Here is an 18,622-nt window from a genome sequence, read left to right as displayed (position 1 = left end):
GTCGTGGTCCCGGCTGTCCAGAAGGTTCAGCACGTCAAACGTCACCGCCCACCGCCCGAAGTCCTGAACCAGCGCCAGATTGGCCACCGTGGCGCTAGGCGAGCGGACCGAGTTGTCCTCGATCAAGGGTGCGGGGCCCAGTCGTCGCAAGGTGAGTTGCGCCACGCCGCCTTCCCAGACCCGCGCCGTGACGCCGGCCGTGATCACATACTCCAGCGCGTTGGGAATCCGGTCGCCCCCCAATGGATCTCCCCGATAGCGGGCGCGGGTCAGCGCGCCCGAAGCGTCCAGGCTGACGGCCGGCGTCGGCGACCAGCTGAACAGCCCTTCCAGGCCAACCCGGCGCGTCCCGCCGCTGGTTTCGGTCTCGCCGGCGTCGCCGACGAAGATCAGCTCGGACTCCAGGTCCAGGGCCCAGAGCGCCAGACTCGCCTTCACCGGCCCTTGCTCGTAGCGCGCGCCGACCTCAGCCCCGTCAGCCGCCGAGAAGAAGGGCGCGGGCTCCGCGGGCGTTAAGGCCCCGGGCAAAACGCGGAGCCGTACGCCTCGCGCGTCGTTGGAATGGAATCCGCGACCGGCCGAGGCATAGAGCTCCGTCGTCTCCGAGGTGCGCCAGGCCAGCGCGAGCTTCGGTGCGACCAGAGCGGCGGTCTCTTTGCCCGAGTTCGCCGCCAGGTCTGAGTCCACGTCGGCGTGGATTACGTCGCCTCTGACGCCCAGGGTGGCCCGCAGCGGTCCGCTCGACCACGCCGCCTCGCCCCACGCTGCGGCCGAACTCTCACGGATCGAATCCTCGCGCGAGGTCGCAAGCCGTTGGCGCGCACGGGTTCGATACAGTCCGACCTTGCCGATGTCGTCATGGCGCGCCTCCGCGCCCGCCGTGAACCGCCAGTCACTGTCGGCCGGCCGCCAACTCTGCTTCCACGAGCCCCCGACGATCCAACGCCCTTCGGCCTGTTCGATTTGGTCGCCGTTAACCGGGTCATCAAGGAAGTATGTGGCGTTCGCCCAGAGGTTCAGTCTGTAGCGCTGCGCATAGACCACCAGGTCGCTTTCCGCATCAGGATGCCGACGCATCGAGAGCATGAACCGACTGGTCTTGCCGCCGTCGGTGCCGTCGATCACCCCCAGCCTGGAGATCAGACCCGCGCGCACGGCGCGCCGCGGGACCTGGTTGGTGGAATCCCACGCCGATCCATAGGCAAGCGCCGTCAGCGACCAGTCGCCAAGCTGGCGCCGCAGGATCGCACTGGCGCGCTTCAGGTTCTCATCCCGCAACCAAGGGCCGTCCGACCGCGCCAGATCCACGCCCACATAGCCCTCGGCTCCGCCGGCCCCAGCCAATAGCCGCGCGTAGCCGCCCTCGCCCACGCCGACCTGGGCGATGTTGTGCGGCAGCGAGTTGAAGGTCTCAAAAGCCGCCGCGCCGGCTGCGGAGAAATCGCCGCCGGCCGAGCTGTAGGGTCCCTTGTGATAACTGATCGCGCCGACGAACTCCGGGGTTACGCCGTTGAGGTCAAGATAGCCCTGCCCGTGCGCGTGGGTCCTGAGGTTCAACGGCACGCCGTCGAGCGAGACCGAGAAGTCGGTGCCGTGGTCCAGATTGAAGCCGCGCAGGAAATACTGGTTGGCCTTGCCGGAACCCGAGTGCTGCGTCGCCGCGAGACCCGGCATCACCTCCGCCAGTTCGCCGGGTCGCAGCAAGGGCCGGGTCGCGAAGGCGCCGAACGCCACCTGACCCTCGCTGGCCGTGGCCGCCGCGCCGATCCGCCCCTCGCGCTTGCCCCAGACAAACACCTCCTCGACACCGTCGGCCGTGGCCATAGGGGCGTCGGCCTCCGCCGCCGCAGCCAACGTCGGCGACACGAGGAGCCCGCTGGCCAGGACAATCGCCACCGCGCGCAAGATTCTCCCCTCCCATACGGATTCTTTGTTGCGACTGTCTCGCAGTGGAGTGTGTCGCGAGTGTTGCGCCTTCAAGCGGGCTCCACGGCCGGCGCGCGATAGGCGCCGCTCAGCAGTTCGGTGCGCGGCAGATAGGCTCTCAGAAACAGCGCGAAGGGCCCGGCCGGAGCCGGAAGCCAGTTGGCCTGGCGCTCGGCGCCTGGGTTCTCATGACCGATCCAGATATCCAGCGAACCGTCAGGGTTGGTCTTTAGGCCCGGGGTCCGGTCTCCGATCGCGTAGCGGTTCAGCGGGTTGTCGGTGAAGAAGAACTGTCCGTCGTCGGTCGCCTCATAGAGGCTGAGCGACCAGAACGAGTCCACTGGAAGGGGGGCATTGGCTGGGAAGCTCAGCCGCCAGGCTTTGCGACCATCGAACAGGCCGCCTGGATCAGGTCCGCCCGCCTGCAGGTACATCGCCTCGGCCGGAGGCAGAGCCGCCAGCCCGCCCAGCGCCACCGCCGCGCGCAGGCCATAGTCCTGGTCGAAGTCGCCCAGCCGCACGCTCGGATAGGCCCAGCCCTGAACATAGCCAGAGCCCGCGAGTCCGCCTCCGGCGCGGGCCGCCTGGCGACCTTCCTTCAGCCCCGCCGCGATCTCCTCAGCTTCGGTCGCCGAAAACCGGGACGGATCAAACCGTCCCGGCAGGCCCAGGGGCGCCAGCCGCGCCAGAAACCCGGCGTCCATCACCGACGGCGGATTGGCCGCCATCAACACATCCAGGCTGGCCAGCAGCTCGGGCCACTCCGCCGTCCGTGGCGCGGCGACGGGCGGCGGCTCGCTGGCCGGCCCCTGGATCGACAGCCCCGCCTGCACCTCCCGCGCCGCCTCCAGATCATGCGGGCTTTCGACGAGAATCCGGGCCAGCACCCAGACGTGGTCGGTCGGTGAGCGGATCACATTCCAGCCCTCCGCGGCGTCGTGTGGTCCGACCAGGCGGTAGGTCCCGCCGTCCGGCCCCGTTGTGCGCGTGCCGAGGATGGCGAAGTTGTTGGTGTAGGCGTCCATCAGCGCCACGGAGAGATACCGGTCCCCGGCCGGTGGCAGGGTGATCGTCACCGGTCCCGCCGAGAGATCCAGCTGGGCGGTGGAGTAGAGCGTGTCGGTGTTGGGCGTGGTCACCGCCCGGTGCCGGTGGTTGGCCAGATGCCGCACGTGGGCGAACGCCCCCATCTTTTGGCCCAGGGCCAGCCCGCGCTGCCGCGTCTGCGCCACCTCGATGAGCGGCAGACCAAAGATGTAGGCCGCCTTGGCCGCCTCGCTGAGAACGCTCATGCCCTGTCTCTCCCTCGCATCCGCCGGGCTAACGCGTCAGACGCGTCCGCCGCCTCTTGCCACCATCGCCGCATCAGATCGCCCGCCCGACCGGACGAGGCCAACGAAACCCCCTGCCCCGCCCAAAGCGACATCAAGTCCGAATCGCCGCACGCAGCAGCCGCCGCCCGCATCGGCTGAGTCAGCCGGTTCTGCACCGGATAGGCCGGAACCTCGTCCTCCACGGGGCGCAGCTGACGCATGAATTCCGTCTCCATGCCGCGCGCCTGCCGCCCGGTATAGGCCCGGGTCAGCCGCGTGCTGTCGGGGGCCGCCGCTTCCACCGCCTGCCGCCAGGGCGCGGGTGTCACAGCCTCATCCGCCAAAAGGAACGCCGTGCCCATTTGAACGGCGTCGGCGCCAAGCGCCAACGCAGCTGCGACGCTCCGCCCGTCCATGATTCCGCCGGCCGCGATCAGCGGCAGGTCCAATGCCGCACGGATCGTCGAGACCAGCGTCATCGTTCCCACCAGGCTCGCCTCCGCCTCGGCCAGGAAGTGACCACGATGGCCGCCCGCCTCGAACCCCTGGGCGCAGACGCCGTCGGCTCCGACGTCCGCCCAGGCCAGGGCTTCGGCGACGGTCGTGGCCGTACCGATGACCAGGATTCCCGCCGCATGGAGTTGCGCGACCCGCGCCGGCGTGAGCACCCCGAAGGTGAATGACGCCCCCGCCGGTCGCGCCGCGATCACCGCGTCCAGTTGCGCCTCGAAGTCCGGCGCGAAGCTGTTGGGCGCCTCTGGCGTTGTCATCCCCAGCCGCGCATAGAACGGCGTCAGGCGCGCCAGCGCCGCCGCGACCTCGCCCGGTTCCGGCGCCGCCGCCGGCGCCATAAGCAGGTTCACGCAGAACGGCGCGGCGCTCGCCGCCCGCACGCCCGCCACCGCCGGTCCGATATCCTCAGGCGCCATCGCCCCCGCCGCCAGAGCCCCCAGTCCCCCGGCCTCGCTCACCGCCGCGCACAGCGCCACGCCCGAGGCGCCCACCATCGGCGCCTGCAGAATCGGGATCGACAGGGCCTCCAGCAGGGATTTGAGGCTCACTCCGCCTCTCCGGCCTTGCGCGCGATCTTCTCCAGCACCCGGCCTCGGCCCCGGCTCAGGGCCGTGATCACGCCGCGCAGCGTGCGCACCTCCTGATCCGTGAACCGGGCCTTGGCCAGCGCCGAACGAAGATTCTGCACCATGTTTGGCGTCTTCTCCGGCGGATGGAAGAAGCCGGCGGTCTGCAGTTCACGTTCCAGATGGCCGTAGAGGCCCAGCATCGCTTCGCCGCTCGCCGGGCCTGGACCGTCCAGAAACGCCGCCGGCGCACTCGCATCCTGCGCCATCTTCCACTCATACGCGTTGATCGCCACCGCCTGGGCCAGGTTCAGCGACTTGAAGCGCGCATCAATCGGGATCGTAACCACGGCCTGGCAGAGCGCCACATCGGCCGTCTCAAGCCCCGCCCGCTCGCCGCCAAACACGATGCCTGTGCGTACGCCCGTCGCCGCCGCGGTCGCCAGCTCCCCCGCCGCTTCGCGGGGCGTCAGGATCGGAAGCGCCAGTTCCCGGGGTCTGGCTGTGGTGGCGAAAACGACCTGCAGGTCATCGATGGCCTCCGCGACACTGGTGCAGACCCGCGCGGCGTTCAGCGGCCACTCGGCGCCGGACGCCATGGCCCACGCCCGCTCTTGAGGCCACCCGTCACGCGGGCTGACCAGCCGCAGGTCTGAAAGGCCGAAATTGGCCATGATGCGGGCCGCCGCGCCGATGTTTTCGGGCAGTTGCGTCGCGACCAGGATGATCGCCGGGGGGCGCGGTTCGGAGGCGTCCATGCCGCCTAGTGGGGCGCCGAGGCGCACGCTGGCAAGGCCGACCCCGCCCTCGTCTGCAAGTCTGCCGCGACGGCGCCTTTGCGGACCGGGCGCACGCGGCTATACGGCGCGGAACACATTGCCCCCAAATTCCTCCGGAGCGCCGGTCCGCATGGCCAAGATCAAAGTCGCCAACCCCGTCGTCGACCTCGACGGGGACGAGATGACCCGGATCATCTGGGCCTGGATCAAGGACAAGCTGATCTTTCCATTCCTGGATCTCGAGATCGAGTACTACGACCTCGGCATGGAGAACCGCGACGCCACCGACGATCAGGTGACGATCGACGCGGCCAACGCGATCAAGAAACACGGCGTCGGCATCAAGTGCGCCACCATCACCCCCGACGAGGCCCGGGTGAAGGAATTCGGCCTCAAGAAGATGTGGAAGTCGCCCAACGGCACCATCCGCAACATTCTCGACGGCGTGGTCTTCCGCGAGCCGATCATCTGCAAGAACGTGCCGCGCCTGATCCCGGGCTGGACCCAGCCGATCATCATCGGTCGTCACGCCTTCGGCGATCAGTACCGCGCCACCGACTTCGTGGTCCCCGGCCCGGGCAAGCTCACCGTCAAGTTCGAGGGCGCCGACGGCAAGGTGATCGAGCACGAGGTCTACGATTTCAAGGGCCCGGGCGTCGCCATGGCGATGTACAATGTCGAGGCCTCGATCCGCGACTTCGCCAAGGCCTGCTTCAACTACGCCTTGCAGCGGAAGTATCCGCTCTATCTCTCGACCAAGAACACCATCCTCAAGGCCTATGACGGCCGCTTCAAGGACATCTTCGAGGAGATCTATCAGGCGGAGTATGTCGATCAGTTCAAGGCCGCCGGGCTGGTTTACGAGCACCGCCTGATCGACGACATGGTCGCCTCAGCCCTGAAGTGGAACGGCGATTTCATCTGGGCCTGCAAGAACTACGACGGCGACGTCCAGTCCGACCAGGTGGCGCAGGGCTTTGGCTCGCTCGGCCTGATGACCTCGGTGCTGATCACGCCCGACGGCAAGGTCATGGAGGCTGAGGCGGCGCACGGCACCGTTACGCGCCACTTCCGCCAGCATCAGCGCGGCGAGAGCACGTCGACCAACTCCATCGCTTCGATCTTCGCCTGGACCCAGGGCCTCAAGCACCGCGCTAAGCTCGACGGCAACGCCGAGCTCGAGCACTTCTGCAACACCCTGGAAAAGGTCTGCGTCGCCACCGTCGAGTCCGGCTCAATGACCAAGGATCTGGCGCTGCTGGTCGGCGACACCCAGGGGTGGCTTACCACCGAGGGCTTCCTCGACAAGGTGGCGTCAAACCTCGAGAAGGCGCTGGCGGCTTAAGGCCGCTTCAGCGTCGACGAAGTGCCACGAAAAACGCCGCCTGGAGCGATCCAGGCGGCGTTTCGCTGTTCAGCGAGTTCGACGGATCAGGCGGCGAGCGCCCGACGACGACGCAGCGTCGCGCCGGCCAGACCGAAGCCGCCGATCATCAGCGCCCAGGTGGCGGGTTCTGGAACCGCGACTGGATCGTTGTCCCAGTCAAAGGTGCCCTGGACGGTGTAGCCCCTGCGGGTGCCGCCTGAGAGACCGAACGCACCGCGGTTGAAATCACCACTGCTGAGCGTGATGGTCATCAGACCGGTGTTGCCGGGGCCCCAAGTGAACGCCGACTGGCCACCATCGATCCAGGTCAGGCGCCCGAACTGAATGGCGCCAAAGACCTGACGCACGCCGTTCGTATTGCCTGTAACAGGATCAACCATGTTCGGAGAGGGCGCCGAAAAATTGAAGCCGACGGAGATCGGCTTCGCGACCGTGTCCTCTCCGTTGTTGACCGACGCTTCTTCGGTAAAGATCGTGAAGAGATCAAACGTCTGCGGGTCGGTGACATCCAGATCGAAGGTCAGCCCCGAGCCTACATGATCGATAATGCCGACCACGAGGCCGGGGTCCGTATTGTTCGCCGTCACATTAACCGATGAGAGCGTGAACACCGTCGCGCTCGCCTGGGTTGCCGCCAATGTCATACCGGCGCCCAGTGCGGCCGCTATAGCTAGTACTCGCGTTCACTTGCTCCTTGAAATCGCACCCCCTGCGCTCGCAGGAGGTTGGGCGCGAACAGCGCCCTGCGACGCATTGACGCAACCGAACTCCCGTCTCAGGAGAAAATATTAACGCAAACCGGTTCTCGGCAGCGTCAATGCAACCGAGGATGCGTAAGTCCGGCCCTGAACTCTCACACGACCCGCAAATCTCGTGTCGAATCGTCCCCCACACGCACGAGCATCTTCCCGAAGTTGCCGCCCTTCAGCATCTCGGCGAAGGCGCTGGGAAGCGCCTCCAGGCCCTCGCGGATATCCTCGCGATAGACCACCTTCCCCGCAGAGACCCAACCGGACATTTCGTTGAGGAAGGCGTCGTGGTGGTCGGCCACATAGTCGCCGACGAAAAGGTTGGTGACGGTCACGCCCCGCGCCTCCGCCGCCGCCCGCTCGGCCGCGCCCGCGTCGGCGCCGGGCGCATCGCCGTAGTGGGCGATCAGACCGCAGATGCTCATCCGCGCCCCCGGATTGAACAGCGGCAGCACCGCCTCGAAACAGGCCCCGCCGACGTTCTCGAAATAGGCGTCGACGCCATTGGGGCACGCCGCCGCCAGATCGGCCGCGAGGGTCGGCGAAAGGTGCGAAACACAGGCGTCATAGCCGAGCACCTCGGTGACGAACCGCTGCTTCTCCGGCTTGCCGGCGATGCCGACGACGCGGCATCCGCGCAGCTTGGCGAGTTGCCCGGCGATCTGTCCCACTCCACCGGAGGCCGCGGAGACCACGACTGTTTCCCCGGCCTTGGGTGCGCACTGCAGCACCATCCCGGCATAGGCCGTCAGCCCGAGCATTCCGAGGACACCCACCGCCCACGAGATCGGCCCCAACGAAGGGTCGAGCTTGCGCGGAACCATGTAGCCGGGGCGCGGCACGCCCTCGCCCATCAGGCCGTATTCGGCCCAGCCGTTGGTGCAGAAGACAAAATCTCCGGCCGACAGCCCCGGAATGCGGCTCTCCACCACCTGCGCGACCGTGCGGGCATGGCAAGGCGCGCCCTTGGGCTCCACGCCCCGGCGCTTGTAACCCCACTGATAGGGGTCAAGGGAAACATAGATCGTGCGGGTCAGCGCCTGGCCCACGCCAGGCGTCGGGATCGGGTCTTCGCGCCGTTCGAACGTGCCCGCCTCAGGCCAGGCGCCCACGGGACGGTCGGAAAGGGTCCAGTATCTGTTCAAGAGCGGGCTCCGGCGCGGATCATGCGCCGGAGCCTAACTTGATGTCGGCCGCGCGTCAGGAGGGCGGCAGCACCGAAGAATGCAGGTGCGCGATTTTCCACGCCCCGTCTTCATAGGTGTAGATGAACGAATAGCGCGCCTTCACGTCCATCTTGGCGCCGGTGTTGGGGTCGGTCAGCGTCACCGTCCAATGTCCGACGCGGCTTGCCGTATTACAGTCGATGCGCACCTTGCTGGTGTCGATCTTCCCCACCGGGCTGTTCTTCAGAAAGCTCACGAAATAGTCGCGAACCTCTGCGGTGTCGTCGCGCAGCTTGTTGGACACCGTGGCCAGCAGAACGGGTTCCTTCGAGAACAGCTTGACCACCTTGTCCGGGTCCTTAGTCGCCCAGGCGGCGTTGAACGCGTTGAACTGGCTCTCCACGTCCGCAGCGGAAACGGTGGGGCATGTCGCCGCCAGGGCCGGCGTGGCGACGAGCGCCGCGGCGGCGGCGAGGATTGAGGTCTTCATGAATTCTCCGCGTTCAGTCTGAGGCGCCGGTGCCGACGCCGCGGGGGAGATTGAGATCGCGCCTGCGTCTACAAGCACGGGTGAGATGAGCAATGCAAATGATAATGATGTCCCGATCTGCTTGTCGTCCGCATGCCTATCGCGCGCCCGCGGGAGTCTGGTTAGAAAGCCCGCCATGAGCGCCGCGCCCGCCAAGACCCTCGCCCAGAAGGCCGCCGAGTACGGCCTGAAGCCCGATGAATACGACCTGATCGTCCGGCGCCTGAACCGCGAACCCAACGACGTCGAACTCGGCGTGTTCTCGGTCATGTGGTCAGAGCATTGCTCCTACAAATCGAGCCGTAAGCACCTCTCCAAGTTCCCCACCACGGGCCAGAGAGTCATCCAGGGCCCGGGGGAGAACGCCGGCGTCATCGACATCGACGACGGGCAGGCCTGTATCTTCAAGATGGAGAGCCACAACCACCCCTCCTACATCGAGCCCTATCAGGGGGCCGCCACCGGCGTCGGCGGCATCATGCGCGACGTCTTCACCATGGGCGCGCGGCCCGTCGCCCTTCTAAACGCGCTGCGGTTCGGCGACCCGTCTCACCCAAAGACCAAGCGGCTGGTCTCAGGCGTCGTGTCCGGCATCGGCGGTTACGGCAACTGCGTCGGGGTCCCCACCGTGGCCGGCGAGACCAACTTCCATCGCGGCTATGACGGCAACATCCTGGTCAACGCCATGTGTGTGGGCCTGGCCGACGCCGACAAGATCTTCTACTCGGCAGCGCCGTCAGCGGGCCTTCCGGTAGTGTACTTCGGCTCCAAGACCGGCCGCGACGGAATCCATGGCGCCACCATGGCCTCCGCCGAGTTCGACGACGCTTCCGACGAAAAGCGCCCCACGGTGCAGGTCGGCGATCCCTTCGCCGAGAAGCTGCTGATCGAGGCTACGCTCGAGCTGATGGCCACCGGCGCAGTCGCCGCCATTCAGGACATGGGCGCGGCCGGCCTGACCTCTTCCTCGGTCGAAATGGCCGGCAAGGGCGGCGTCGGCATCGAACTCGACCTCGACGCGGTGCCCCAGCGCGAAGAGCACATGACCGCCTATGAGATGATGCTTTCGGAAAGCCAGGAGCGGATGCTGGCGATCCTCAAGCCCGGGCGGGAAGCCGATGGCCACCGCGTCTTTGAAAAGTGGGGTCTCGACGCCGCCGTCATCGGCCGCACCACCGACACAGGCCACATCGTGCTGAAGCACAAGGGCGAGACGGTCTGTGATATCCCGCTGGCTCCGCTCTCGGACGATGCCCCGCTTTACGATCGCCCCTGGGTCGCGCCCAAACCGCAGCCCAAGCTCGACCCCGCCTCAATCCCCGATCCGGACGACTGGGCGGCGGCGGTGCTCACAGTGATGGGTTGCCCCGACATGGCCTCCAAGCGCTGGCTGTGGGAGCAGTACGACCGCCATGTGATGGCCGACACTCTGGAGGACTCGGCCACCGGCGCCGACGCCGGCATCGTCCGCGTCCACGGCACGAAGAAGGCGCTGGCTGTCACCTCTGATTGCACGCCCCGCTATGTCCAAAACGACCCCTACGAAGGCGGCAAGCAGGCGGTGGCCGAGGCCTGGCGCAACCTCACCGCCGTGGGCGCCACGCCCATCGCCATCACCGACAACCTGAATTTCGGCAACCCTGAGCGCCCCGAGATCATGGGCCAGATCGTCCGCGCCATCGACGGCATGGCCGAGGCCTGCCGCGCGCTCGAGTTCCCGGTCGTGAGCGGCAATGTCAGCCTCTACAACGAGACCAATGGCTCGGCGATCCCGCCCACGCCCACGGTGGGCGGCGTGGGCCTGATCTTTGATTCCGCACACCGAGCCGACTTCTCCAGCATGGCGCCCGGCGACATTCTGGTCCTGATCGGCGAGACCCAGGGCGCGCTGGGCGCATCCATCTACCTGCGCGAGGTCCTCGGTCGTGAAGAGGGGGCTCCGCCGCCCGTCGATCTCGCCACGGAACGTCGCCACGGTGATATGGTCCGCGCCCTGATCCTGGCCGGCATTCCATCGGCGGTGCATGACCTTTCCGACGGTGGTCTCGTCGCCGCCGCCGCCGAGATGGCCCTGGCCTCACGTGTCGGAGCGGCCATCACTGCGCCCGACGCCCCGACCGACCTCTCCGGCTTGTTCGGCGAAGACCAGGCCCGCTATCTCCTGGCCGTCCGCCCTGAGCGCCTCGACGAGATCGACGCCCGCGCCGAAGCGGCCGGAGTCCCCTACGCGGTGGTCGGCCGCGCCGGCGGCGACGAACTCTCCTTCTCAGGCGAGGCCGGCCTCCTCTGCGCCCACGATCTCGACGCCCTCCGCGCCGCCCATGAGGCCTGGATGCCGGGATTTATGGAGGGGTGATCGCGACCGCCCCCCTACGTCGGCTTCGCCGACACCTCCCCCGATCCGCGCTCCGCGCTGGGGGAGGACTAAATCCCAGTCCTTCCCCACCGGGGGAGGGGGACCACGCGCAGCGTGGTGGAGGGGAAAACACCCAGTGAAACCCCACCTCGCTCCCGCCCTCGCCGCCCTGGGCCAGCCCGGCTCGCGCGACCTCATCGCCACGCCCGCCGCCGTCCTCGACCTCGACGCCTTCGACCGCAATGTCGCCCGCATGGTTGAGCGGGCCTTGGCCGCCGGTCTTGCGCTGCGGCCCCACGCCAAGTCCCACAAGTGCGCCACGCTCGCCCATCGCCAGATCGCCGCCGGCGCGGTCGGCATCTGTTGCGCCAAGCTGGCCGAAGCCGAGGCCATGGCCGCTGCTGGCGTGGGCCAGATCCTGGTCACCTCGCCCATCGCCGCCGCCTCGGCCGCGCGCGCCGCGCGTCTCGCCGCCGATCTGCCTGACTTCCGTATCGTGGTCGACCATGTCGACGGCGTCGCCGAACTGGCCGCCGCGGCGACAGCGCCGATCCAGGTCATCATAGATATCGATGTCGGCCTCGGCCGCACCGGCGTGCATGACGCCGCCCAGGCCGCCGACGTCGCGCGCGCCATCGCCAGGCATCAGAATCTCGTCTTCATCGGCCTCCAGGGTTATGGCGGCCAGTGGCAGCACATGAAGGGCGCCAACGCACGGGCCGATGCGGTCGCCGCCGGGATGGCCAGGATGACCGACGCCATCGCCGCCGTCCGCGCTGTCGGCCTGGTTCCGCGCATCATCACCGGCGGCGGCACCGGCACCTTCGCCGCCGACGCCGTCCAGGGAATTCTCAACGAGATTCAACCCGGCTCCTTCGCCTTCATGGATCGTGACTATCGGGAGGCGCTGGAGGGCGACCCGGATGGCGCCTTTGAACAGGCGCTGACCGTCGAGACTTCGGTGATCACAACCAATCACCCTCGCTGGGTCACGATCGACGGCGGCCTGAAGGCCTTCTCCACCGACGGCCCCCCGCCCCAGGCGCTGGACGCTCGATTCTCCGAATGCGGCTTCCACTTCTTCGGCGACGAACACGGTCTTTTGATGCGCCCAACCGACGGCGCGCCGGTTCCCCGCGGAACCCGCATCGCCTTCGCGCCGGGTCACATCGACCCCACGCTGGACCGCTATTCAGTTCTCCATCTGGTGCAGGGCGACGTTTTGCTCGACGTCGTCCCGATCGAAGCCCGTGGCGCCTCGCAATAGCCGCGCTTCCGGCCCACCCTGCTGTGGCGCCTGGTCAACGGGCGTTCATAAAGAATCGTCCGTTCAAACCTTGTTTACCCTCCTGCAAGGTTGGCGCGGGCATGTTAGCCACTTCCGGGGCGGCGGCTCGGCCGCCTCAAGGCTCACTTTCGACGGACGACGCATGATCCAGCACGCCCGGCGCTTCGCCCTCTCTATCGGCCTCGCGGCTGCGCTCGGCCTGGGGATGGCGGCAAGCCCGGCTCTGGCCCAGGCGCCTTATCTTTCGCTGATCCCGCAGAATTCCTCGAAATACGCCGCCATCGTGGTCGACGCCCGCTCCGGCGAGGTGCTCTACGGCAAGCGCGCCGACGCACCCCGTTACCCGGCCTCGATCACCAAGGTGATGACGCTCTATCTGGCGTTCGAGGCGCTGGCTTCGGGCAAACTGGAACTGGACGAGCCGGTCGTCTTCTCGCCCCGCGCCGCGGCCCAGTCGCCCACCAAGCTGGGTATCCGCGCCGGCGACTCGATCACCGTCCATCAGGCTATGCAGGGCATGGTCACCCGCTCGGCCAACGACGCCGCCGTGGCCCTCGCCGAAAAGATTGGCGGCACCGAGCAGCGATTCGCCGCGCTCATGACGCTCCGCGCCCAGGAACTGGGCATGTCGGCCACCACCTTCGCCAATGCGTCGGGCCTGCCGGACAGCCGCCAGATCACGACCGCCCGTGATATCGCCGTGCTCTCGCGCGCGGTGATGCGCGACTATCCGCAGTACTATCGCCTGTTCTCGACCAAGAACTTCGAGTTCCGCGGCCAGGCGATCCGCAATCACAACGGGCTGCTGTACCGCATGGACGGCGTCGACGGCCTCAAGACCGGCTTCACGAACGCCTCGGGCTTCAACCTCGCCATCTCGGCGGTGCGCGACAATCGCCGACTGATCGCCGTGGTCATGGGCGGCCCTACGGTCGCCACCCGCGACAAGGTGGCTGAGAGCCTCCTGCTCACGGGTTTCGACGTCATGGATCGCCGTGCGCGCGGCGAGCAGATCACCGTCGCTCAGAATTTCTTCGAGCCGCCGCAACTCGCCGAGGCGTCCCAGCCTTCCATGCAGCAGGGGGACACCACCCAGGGACTTGGCCAGGGCCTGGCCATCCAGCTCGCCTCGGCGCCGCCGCCGGCCCGCGCTTCGCGCATCCAGATTGTCGAGGCGCGCAATACGCCCAAGCTCAGCACGCCCGAGAAGGCCCAGCGAGAGCCTGGCGGCCGTTGGACGGTGCAGGTCGGCAGCTTCTCCAGCCGCGCCGACGCCCGCGAACAGCTCGCTCTGGTGATCAAGCGCTTCGGTCGGCCCTTCGCCCAGGCCCGCGCCGTGGCCGAGAAGGACGACGGCAAGTTCCGCTCGCGCTTCGCCGGTCTCTCGGAGGATCAGGCCAAGAGCGCCTGCAAGACGCTCAAGGCCAAGAAGCAGCCCTGCCTGGTGATGGCGCCGAGCCGGGGCTGACGCCCGACTACCGTCGCTTCAGGAGCCGATCCCGCGCCGCGTTGAGTTGCGCCGCCAGCCCTGCGCTTCCGCCCGTGTCCGGATGCACAGCGCGCATCAGCCGCGTGTAGGCCGCACGAATCTCCGCCGCATCGGCGTCTGGACCCACGCCCAGCACCCGTCTCGCCTCTTCGGCGCTCATGCCGCCCTGCGCCGGCTTGCCCCCCGCCGACGGTGGCCGACGCGTGGAAGCGGCGAGCCAAAGTCCGACCACGCCCAGCACGATCGCCACGCCCCAGCTGCCGCGCACGCCGGCGTATCCGGCTGATGTGAACGCCGCCAAGGCCATCGCCCCGGTCATGACCCGCCAGCCGCCGCCCGACAGGCGCGGCCACTTGCCGCCGGAGATCCACACGTAAAGCGCCAGGGCCGCGGCTCCGGCGAGCAGATAGAGCATGCGGCTATTCCGCCGCTATCCGCTCGCTCTCGTCCAGTCCGGTGAAGCCCAGCGCCGCCATAAGCGCTCGCAGCTCCTGACGCGCCGCCACGTGTTGCAGGCTCATGGCTACCGGTCGGATGGTGGGCGAAAGGTCCGCAACGGTCAGGCCGAACGGGAAGAGCTCGCGATAGATCACCCGGTCGCGAAGACCTGGCCCCACCCGGAAGCCCACCTTGCGGGAAAGCGCCTGCACCCGCTCATCCAGGCGCTTTCTGTTGCGCGCCTCGGTCGGCGCAAGTCGGTTCCGGAGAACCACCCAGTCGATCTGCTTGCGATCCTTGGTCGCCCGCTCCTTGCGGCAGGCCCACACCGTCTCGGCGTAGAGGCTGTGACGCTTCAGTTCCAAGGTCACCGGGTCAACAACGCCCAGCATGTCGAAATCCACAAAGCTGTCGTTCATCGGCGTCACAACCAGATCCGCCCGGGAGTGCGCCGCTCGGCTGATCGCCGTATCGCTGCCGGGCGTGTCGATCAGCACGAAGTCCGCCGCCTCGGCCACCTCAGTGAACGCAGCGTCGAATCGCGCCAGCTGCTCGTCATCCGGAGCCTTGGCGAGCGCATCGCCCGCCGCGCTGATCGGATGCTGCACCGGCATCGGCGCCTCAGCCCCATTCGCCGCCAGCCAGGCCGCGCGATTGGCGAAGAAGTGACCGAGCGTCTGTTGGCGCAGGTCCAGGTCCAGCACCGCCACCCGGGCGTCGCCGTGCAAGAGGGCCGTGGCGATGTGGATAGCGAGCGTGGACTTGCCCGCCCCGCCCTTCTCATTACCCACGACGATGACGCTCGCCTGACCCATGACGCTTCCTTGTCCCCTGTACGACTCAGCGACAGAGACTAGCGGGTTCCCACGGCCTGTGGAGGACTCCCCTTGCCGCCATCACACGGGGCAGGACGCGACTTCCAGCTGCAGCATCGCCAGAACCCGGCCAAAGCCGATGTACTGGCCGGCCATCATCGCCAGTTCCAGGAATTCGGCGTCGTTGAACAGCTTCCGCATCGCCGCGACATCCTCGTCGCCGATGTTGTGGTGATCCATGGCCATCTTCTCGGCGAACCGGATCGCGGCCCGCTCGCGCGCGGTGAACCCCTCGGCGTCAGGCGCATCCACGCCACGCGCCGCTTCATCCTCGCTCACGACCTCCGGCGCCATGCGCACGCTCTTGCACAGGACACAGCCGTTCAAGGTGGCGATCCGCAAGCGGATCAATTCCTTTAGCCTGGGCTCCAGCAATCCGGCCCCGCCGGCGCCGGTGTGCCAGGGGTAATAGAAGCCCTGATAGGCCTGGATGAGGTCCGGCGCGGGCCCGAACGCCCGGGCGAAATGGCGGCCCAGCCAGTTGTCCTCGGGCGTCGCATCGTGGATGGCCTTCAGATAGGGCGGCAGAGCTTCGGGCTCGACCAGGGGCATCCGGGACATGGCGCGTCTCCTCAGGTGTGATCGAAGATCAGGTGCTCGCGGGTCAGAAAGCAGCGCGAGGCGTCCATCTGCACAAACCGCCGTTCGTCCTCCACCAGGGCCGCGCCGCCGAGCCGGCCGGCTTCCGTAGCGCCGCTGGCTTCAAGATCGGCCTGAGAGTTGACCCAGACCTCGGTGATCCCGTCGAGCGCCGGCTCGAAGCCGCGCGGATTCGGGGCGCCGTCTCCTAGCCCAGGGATCGTATGGCTCTGCACATATCTCGCCATGCGCAGCGGCTCGGCGAAACTCTTCACCAGCGGACCATGATCCTTCAGCCAGGTCTCGTGACAGGCCGCCTGGCTCAGATCGCTCCGATGGGTCAGCAGATAGGTCACCTTCAGGGCGTCCGGCCCGGGTCCCGCCCCGCCCGTGCGGTCGAAAATCTCATGCTCTTGCGTCAGGAAAACCGACGAGCCGGTGAAATCGATGAACTTCGCCTCGTCCGCCGCCAGTTCGGCCCCCGCTGTCGCACCGGCTTCCGTGGCATAGGCCGCCTGGAAGTCTTCCAGGCTGTCCCACCACACCTCGGTGATTCCGTCGCACGGCGCCCGCATGCCGCGCACCGCCCGCATGCCCTCATTGGCCGGGTGGTCGAAAAGATGGCTCTGCACATACTTTTTCGCCCGCAGCGCGCGCGCATGCTTCGCCACCAGCGGCCCGTGCCGGTTCAGCCAGTAGTCCGCGAAAGCCGCGTGGCTCATCTCCGGACGCCGCGCGATCACATAGACCAGCTTGATCATGGCGTGAGTTCCAGTCCCTGCATGTCGCCCTGCGCGCGCCACTCGGCCAGCAGGGCGTTGAACCGGTTGATCCCCGGCGTATAGGTTTGACCGTTCAACCCGCCGGAACGCTCGCCGCCTTCATTGTTGTAATAGCCGGGCGTGCAGCTGTTCTGGAAGTCTCGGTTCAGGATCGCCACCGAACGGATGGTCTCCACCCAGGCTTCTTCCGCCTCGGGCGTGGGCTCCACGGTTGTCGCGCCGCGCACCCGGGCTTCCTTGATGATGTAGGCGATGTGCTGCGCCTGATCGTCGAACATGGCGGTCATGTTCACGGAAAGCCCGTTCTGCCCGACGCCGATGTAGAACCAGTTGGGGAAGTTGCGGCTCGAATGGCCATGCAGGGTGCGGAAACCGTCCTTGTAGTAGTCGAACAGCGACAGCCCGCCGCGCCCAAAGATGTCGAACCCGATCCGGCGCCGGAACGCCGTCGAGATCTCGAAGCCAGACGCATAGATGATGCAGTCGACCTGGAACTCTGTCCCATTGGCCACCACTCCGGCCGGAGTAATCCGCTCCACGCCCTGGGCGGCGCTCACATCCACTAGCGTCACGTTCGGTCGGTTGAAGGTCGGCAGAAACTCATCGTTGAAAGTCGGCCGTTTGCAGAACTGCCGATACCAGGGTTTCAAAGCCTCGGCCGTAGTGGGATCCGCGACGTGTTCGTCCACCCGCGCGCGGATCTTGTTCATCTTGACGAAGTCGGCCAGCTCCACCGCCGTCATCGGGTCGGCCTTGATCCCCAGCTTTTCGGCCAGCGCGCCGCCCGAGGCGAGGCTGCGGAAGATGTCGGTCCAGCCGTCGTTGACCAGGTCTTCGGTGAAGGGCTTCCCCTCCACGATGTTGGCGAAGTTCTTGCGCCGGGCCCTCTGCCAGCCGGGCTCCAGCGTCTTGGCCCACTCCGGATCCGTCGGTGCATTGCCGCGCAGGTCAACCGAGGACGGCGTCCGCTGGAACACATGGAGGTGTTGCGCGTACCGGCCCACAAACGGCACGCACTGGATCGCCGTCGCGCCCGTGCCGATGATCGCCACCCGCTTGTCGGCAAGCCCCGTCAGGTTCCCCGTCGTATCGCCGCCAGTGTAGCCATAGTCCCAGCGGCTGGTGTGGAAGCTGTGGCCGGCGAAGGACTCGATTCCCGGAATCCCGGGCAGCTTGGCCCGGCTGGCAGTGCCCAAAGCCATGATCACGAACCGGGCCTTCATGTCGTCGCCGCGGTTGGTGGCGATCCGCCAGCGTCTCAGTCCCTCGTCCCAGCGGAGCTCCCTCACCCGCGTCTGGAAACAGGCTGCGTCATAGAGTCGATAGGCGCGTCCAACGCGCTGTGAATGCTCGAAGATCTCGTTGACGTAGGAGTACTTCTCCTTGGGCACGTACCGCAGTTCCTCCAGGAGCGGCAGGTAGCAATAGCTCTCGATGTCGCACTGCGCGCCCGGGTAGCGGTTCCAGTACCAGGTTCCCCCGAAGTCGGCGCCAGCCTCGATGATCCGAATATCCTCGATCCCCGCCTCGCGCAGCCGCGCCCCGGCCAACAGGCCCGAAAACCCACCTCCGATGATCGCCACCTCCACTTCATCCTCAAGCGGCGCTCGGGTGAAACTCGGATCCGCGTATGGGTCATCCTCGGCATAGCGCGCGAATTCGCCGGCCAGTTCGATGTACTGCGCCTCGCCGTCCGCCCGCAGACGCTTCTCGCGCTCCGCCCGGTAGCGCTCGCGCAGAGCCGCCGGATCAAACCCCAACTCCGTTTCCGCCGATCGGCCAGCCTCGCTCATCACACCCTCTCGAACCGTCCCGACGCCAAGTGGGAGGAGCGGGCCCCAATCACCCCTACGTCACGCAAGGGGTGCGGCCTTCCGGCCTTCTGAC

At 67.3% G+C, this 18,622-nt stretch carries 16 protein-coding genes; 4 read left to right on the top strand and 12 right to left on the bottom strand.

Annotated features, from left to right (window positions below):
* The 4 genes from ACIQ3R_RS05485 to ACIQ3R_RS05470 all read right to left on the bottom strand — a co-directional run.
* A partial coding sequence (locus tag ACIQ3R_RS05485) for a TonB-dependent receptor (protein WP_397416003.1) occupies window positions 1-1,896 on the bottom strand: 1,896 nt, incomplete at its 3' end.
* Window positions 1,897-1,976: 80 nt separating this feature from the next.
* Window positions 1,977-3,218 (bottom strand): DUF1254 domain-containing protein, encoded by a 1,242-nt coding sequence (locus tag ACIQ3R_RS05480; protein ID WP_397416001.1) that lies wholly within the window; start codon window positions 3,216-3,218, stop codon window positions 1,977-1,979.
* On the bottom strand, window positions 3,215-4,300 hold the full coding sequence (locus ACIQ3R_RS05475) for an NAD(P)H-dependent flavin oxidoreductase (RefSeq protein WP_397415999.1): 1,086 nt from the start codon (window positions 4,298-4,300) through the stop codon (window positions 3,215-3,217). Before ACIQ3R_RS05475 ends, ACIQ3R_RS05480 begins: the two co-directional genes overlap by 4 nt.
* Entirely contained in the window at window positions 4,297-5,076 is a 780-nt protein-coding gene (locus ACIQ3R_RS05470) for an RNA methyltransferase (protein ID WP_397415997.1), read from the bottom strand. Before ACIQ3R_RS05470 ends, ACIQ3R_RS05475 begins: the two co-directional genes overlap by 4 nt.
* Window positions 5,077-5,227: 151 nt before the next feature.
* Here ACIQ3R_RS05470 and ACIQ3R_RS05465 point away from each other — a divergent pair, with 151 nt between their 5' ends.
* Window positions 5,228-6,442, top strand: coding sequence for an NADP-dependent isocitrate dehydrogenase (locus ACIQ3R_RS05465; protein WP_397415995.1), 1,215 nt, complete (start codon window positions 5,228-5,230; stop codon window positions 6,440-6,442).
* Window positions 6,443-6,528: 86 nt separating this feature from the next.
* Here the strand turns inward: ACIQ3R_RS05465 and ACIQ3R_RS05460 are convergent, their stop codons facing one another.
* The 3 genes from ACIQ3R_RS05460 to ACIQ3R_RS05450 all read right to left on the bottom strand — a co-directional run bounded on the left by ACIQ3R_RS05460 (window position 6,529) and on the right by ACIQ3R_RS05450 (window position 8,889).
* Entirely contained in the window at window positions 6,529-7,128 is a 600-nt protein-coding gene (locus ACIQ3R_RS05460) for a PEPxxWA-CTERM sorting domain-containing protein (RefSeq protein ID WP_397415992.1), read from the bottom strand.
* Between the two features lie 209 nt (window positions 7,129-7,337).
* The gene (locus ACIQ3R_RS05455; protein ID WP_397415990.1) at window positions 7,338-8,378 is read right to left on the bottom strand and encodes an NADP-dependent oxidoreductase; all 1,041 of its coding nucleotides are present in this window, start codon (window positions 8,376-8,378) and stop codon (window positions 7,338-7,340) included.
* A 55-nt stretch (window positions 8,379-8,433) separates the two neighbouring features.
* The gene (locus ACIQ3R_RS05450) at window positions 8,434-8,889 is read right to left on the bottom strand and encodes an SgcJ/EcaC family oxidoreductase (RefSeq protein ID WP_397415988.1); all 456 of its coding nucleotides are present in this window, start codon (window positions 8,887-8,889) and stop codon (window positions 8,434-8,436) included.
* A 175-nt stretch (window positions 8,890-9,064) separates the two neighbouring features.
* Between ACIQ3R_RS05450 and purL the strand changes: the two genes are divergently transcribed.
* The 3 genes from purL (at window position 9,065) to ACIQ3R_RS05435 (ending at window position 14,040) form a co-directional block, all read left to right on the top strand.
* Window positions 9,065-11,284 carry a phosphoribosylformylglycinamidine synthase subunit PurL gene (gene purL / locus ACIQ3R_RS05445; RefSeq protein ID WP_397415986.1) on the top strand — a complete coding sequence of 740 codons (2,220 nt, stop codon included), beginning with the start codon at window positions 9,065-9,067 and terminating at the stop codon, window positions 11,282-11,284.
* A 136-nt stretch (window positions 11,285-11,420) separates the two neighbouring features.
* Window positions 11,421-12,551 (top strand): alanine racemase, encoded by a 1,131-nt coding sequence (locus ACIQ3R_RS05440; RefSeq protein ID WP_397415984.1) that lies wholly within the window; start codon window positions 11,421-11,423, stop codon window positions 12,549-12,551.
* A gap of 163 nt (window positions 12,552-12,714) precedes the next feature.
* Entirely contained in the window at window positions 12,715-14,040 is a 1,326-nt protein-coding gene (locus tag ACIQ3R_RS05435; protein ID WP_397415981.1) for a D-alanyl-D-alanine carboxypeptidase, read from the top strand.
* Window positions 14,041-14,047: 7 nt separating this feature from the next.
* Here ACIQ3R_RS05435 and ACIQ3R_RS05430 read toward each other — a convergent pair whose 3' ends face one another.
* The 5 genes from ACIQ3R_RS05430 to ACIQ3R_RS05410 form a co-directional block, all read right to left on the bottom strand.
* Window positions 14,048-14,476, bottom strand: coding sequence for a J domain-containing protein (locus ACIQ3R_RS05430; RefSeq protein WP_397415978.1), 429 nt, complete (start codon window positions 14,474-14,476; stop codon window positions 14,048-14,050).
* A gap of 4 nt (window positions 14,477-14,480) precedes the next feature.
* On the bottom strand, window positions 14,481-15,314 hold the full coding sequence (locus ACIQ3R_RS05425; protein ID WP_397415976.1) for a division plane positioning ATPase MipZ: 834 nt from the start codon (window positions 15,312-15,314) through the stop codon (window positions 14,481-14,483).
* Between the two features lie 81 nt (window positions 15,315-15,395).
* Complete coding sequence (locus ACIQ3R_RS05420) at window positions 15,396-15,935, bottom strand: carboxymuconolactone decarboxylase family protein (protein WP_397415974.1); 540 nt, start codon at window positions 15,933-15,935, stop codon at window positions 15,396-15,398.
* 11 nt (window positions 15,936-15,946) lie between these two features.
* Window positions 15,947-16,714: an EthD domain-containing protein gene (locus ACIQ3R_RS05415; protein ID WP_397415972.1), complete on the bottom strand. Its 768-nt coding sequence runs from the start codon at window positions 16,712-16,714 to the stop codon at window positions 15,947-15,949.
* A complete protein-coding gene (locus ACIQ3R_RS05410; protein ID WP_397415971.1) occupies window positions 16,711-18,528 on the bottom strand; it encodes a flavin-containing monooxygenase in 1,818 nt (605 codons plus the stop codon). The genes ACIQ3R_RS05415 and ACIQ3R_RS05410 overlap by 4 nt, the downstream gene beginning before the upstream one ends.
* Between the last annotated feature and the right edge of the window lie 94 nt (window positions 18,529-18,622).

The sequence above is a fragment of the Phenylobacterium sp. genome (genome assembly GCF_044371015.1).
Taxonomy (GTDB): Bacteria; Pseudomonadota; Alphaproteobacteria; order Caulobacterales; family Caulobacteraceae; genus Phenylobacterium.
Note: the sequence above shows the minus strand (reverse complement) of the source record. Positions and strands in the feature narration are given on the sequence as shown.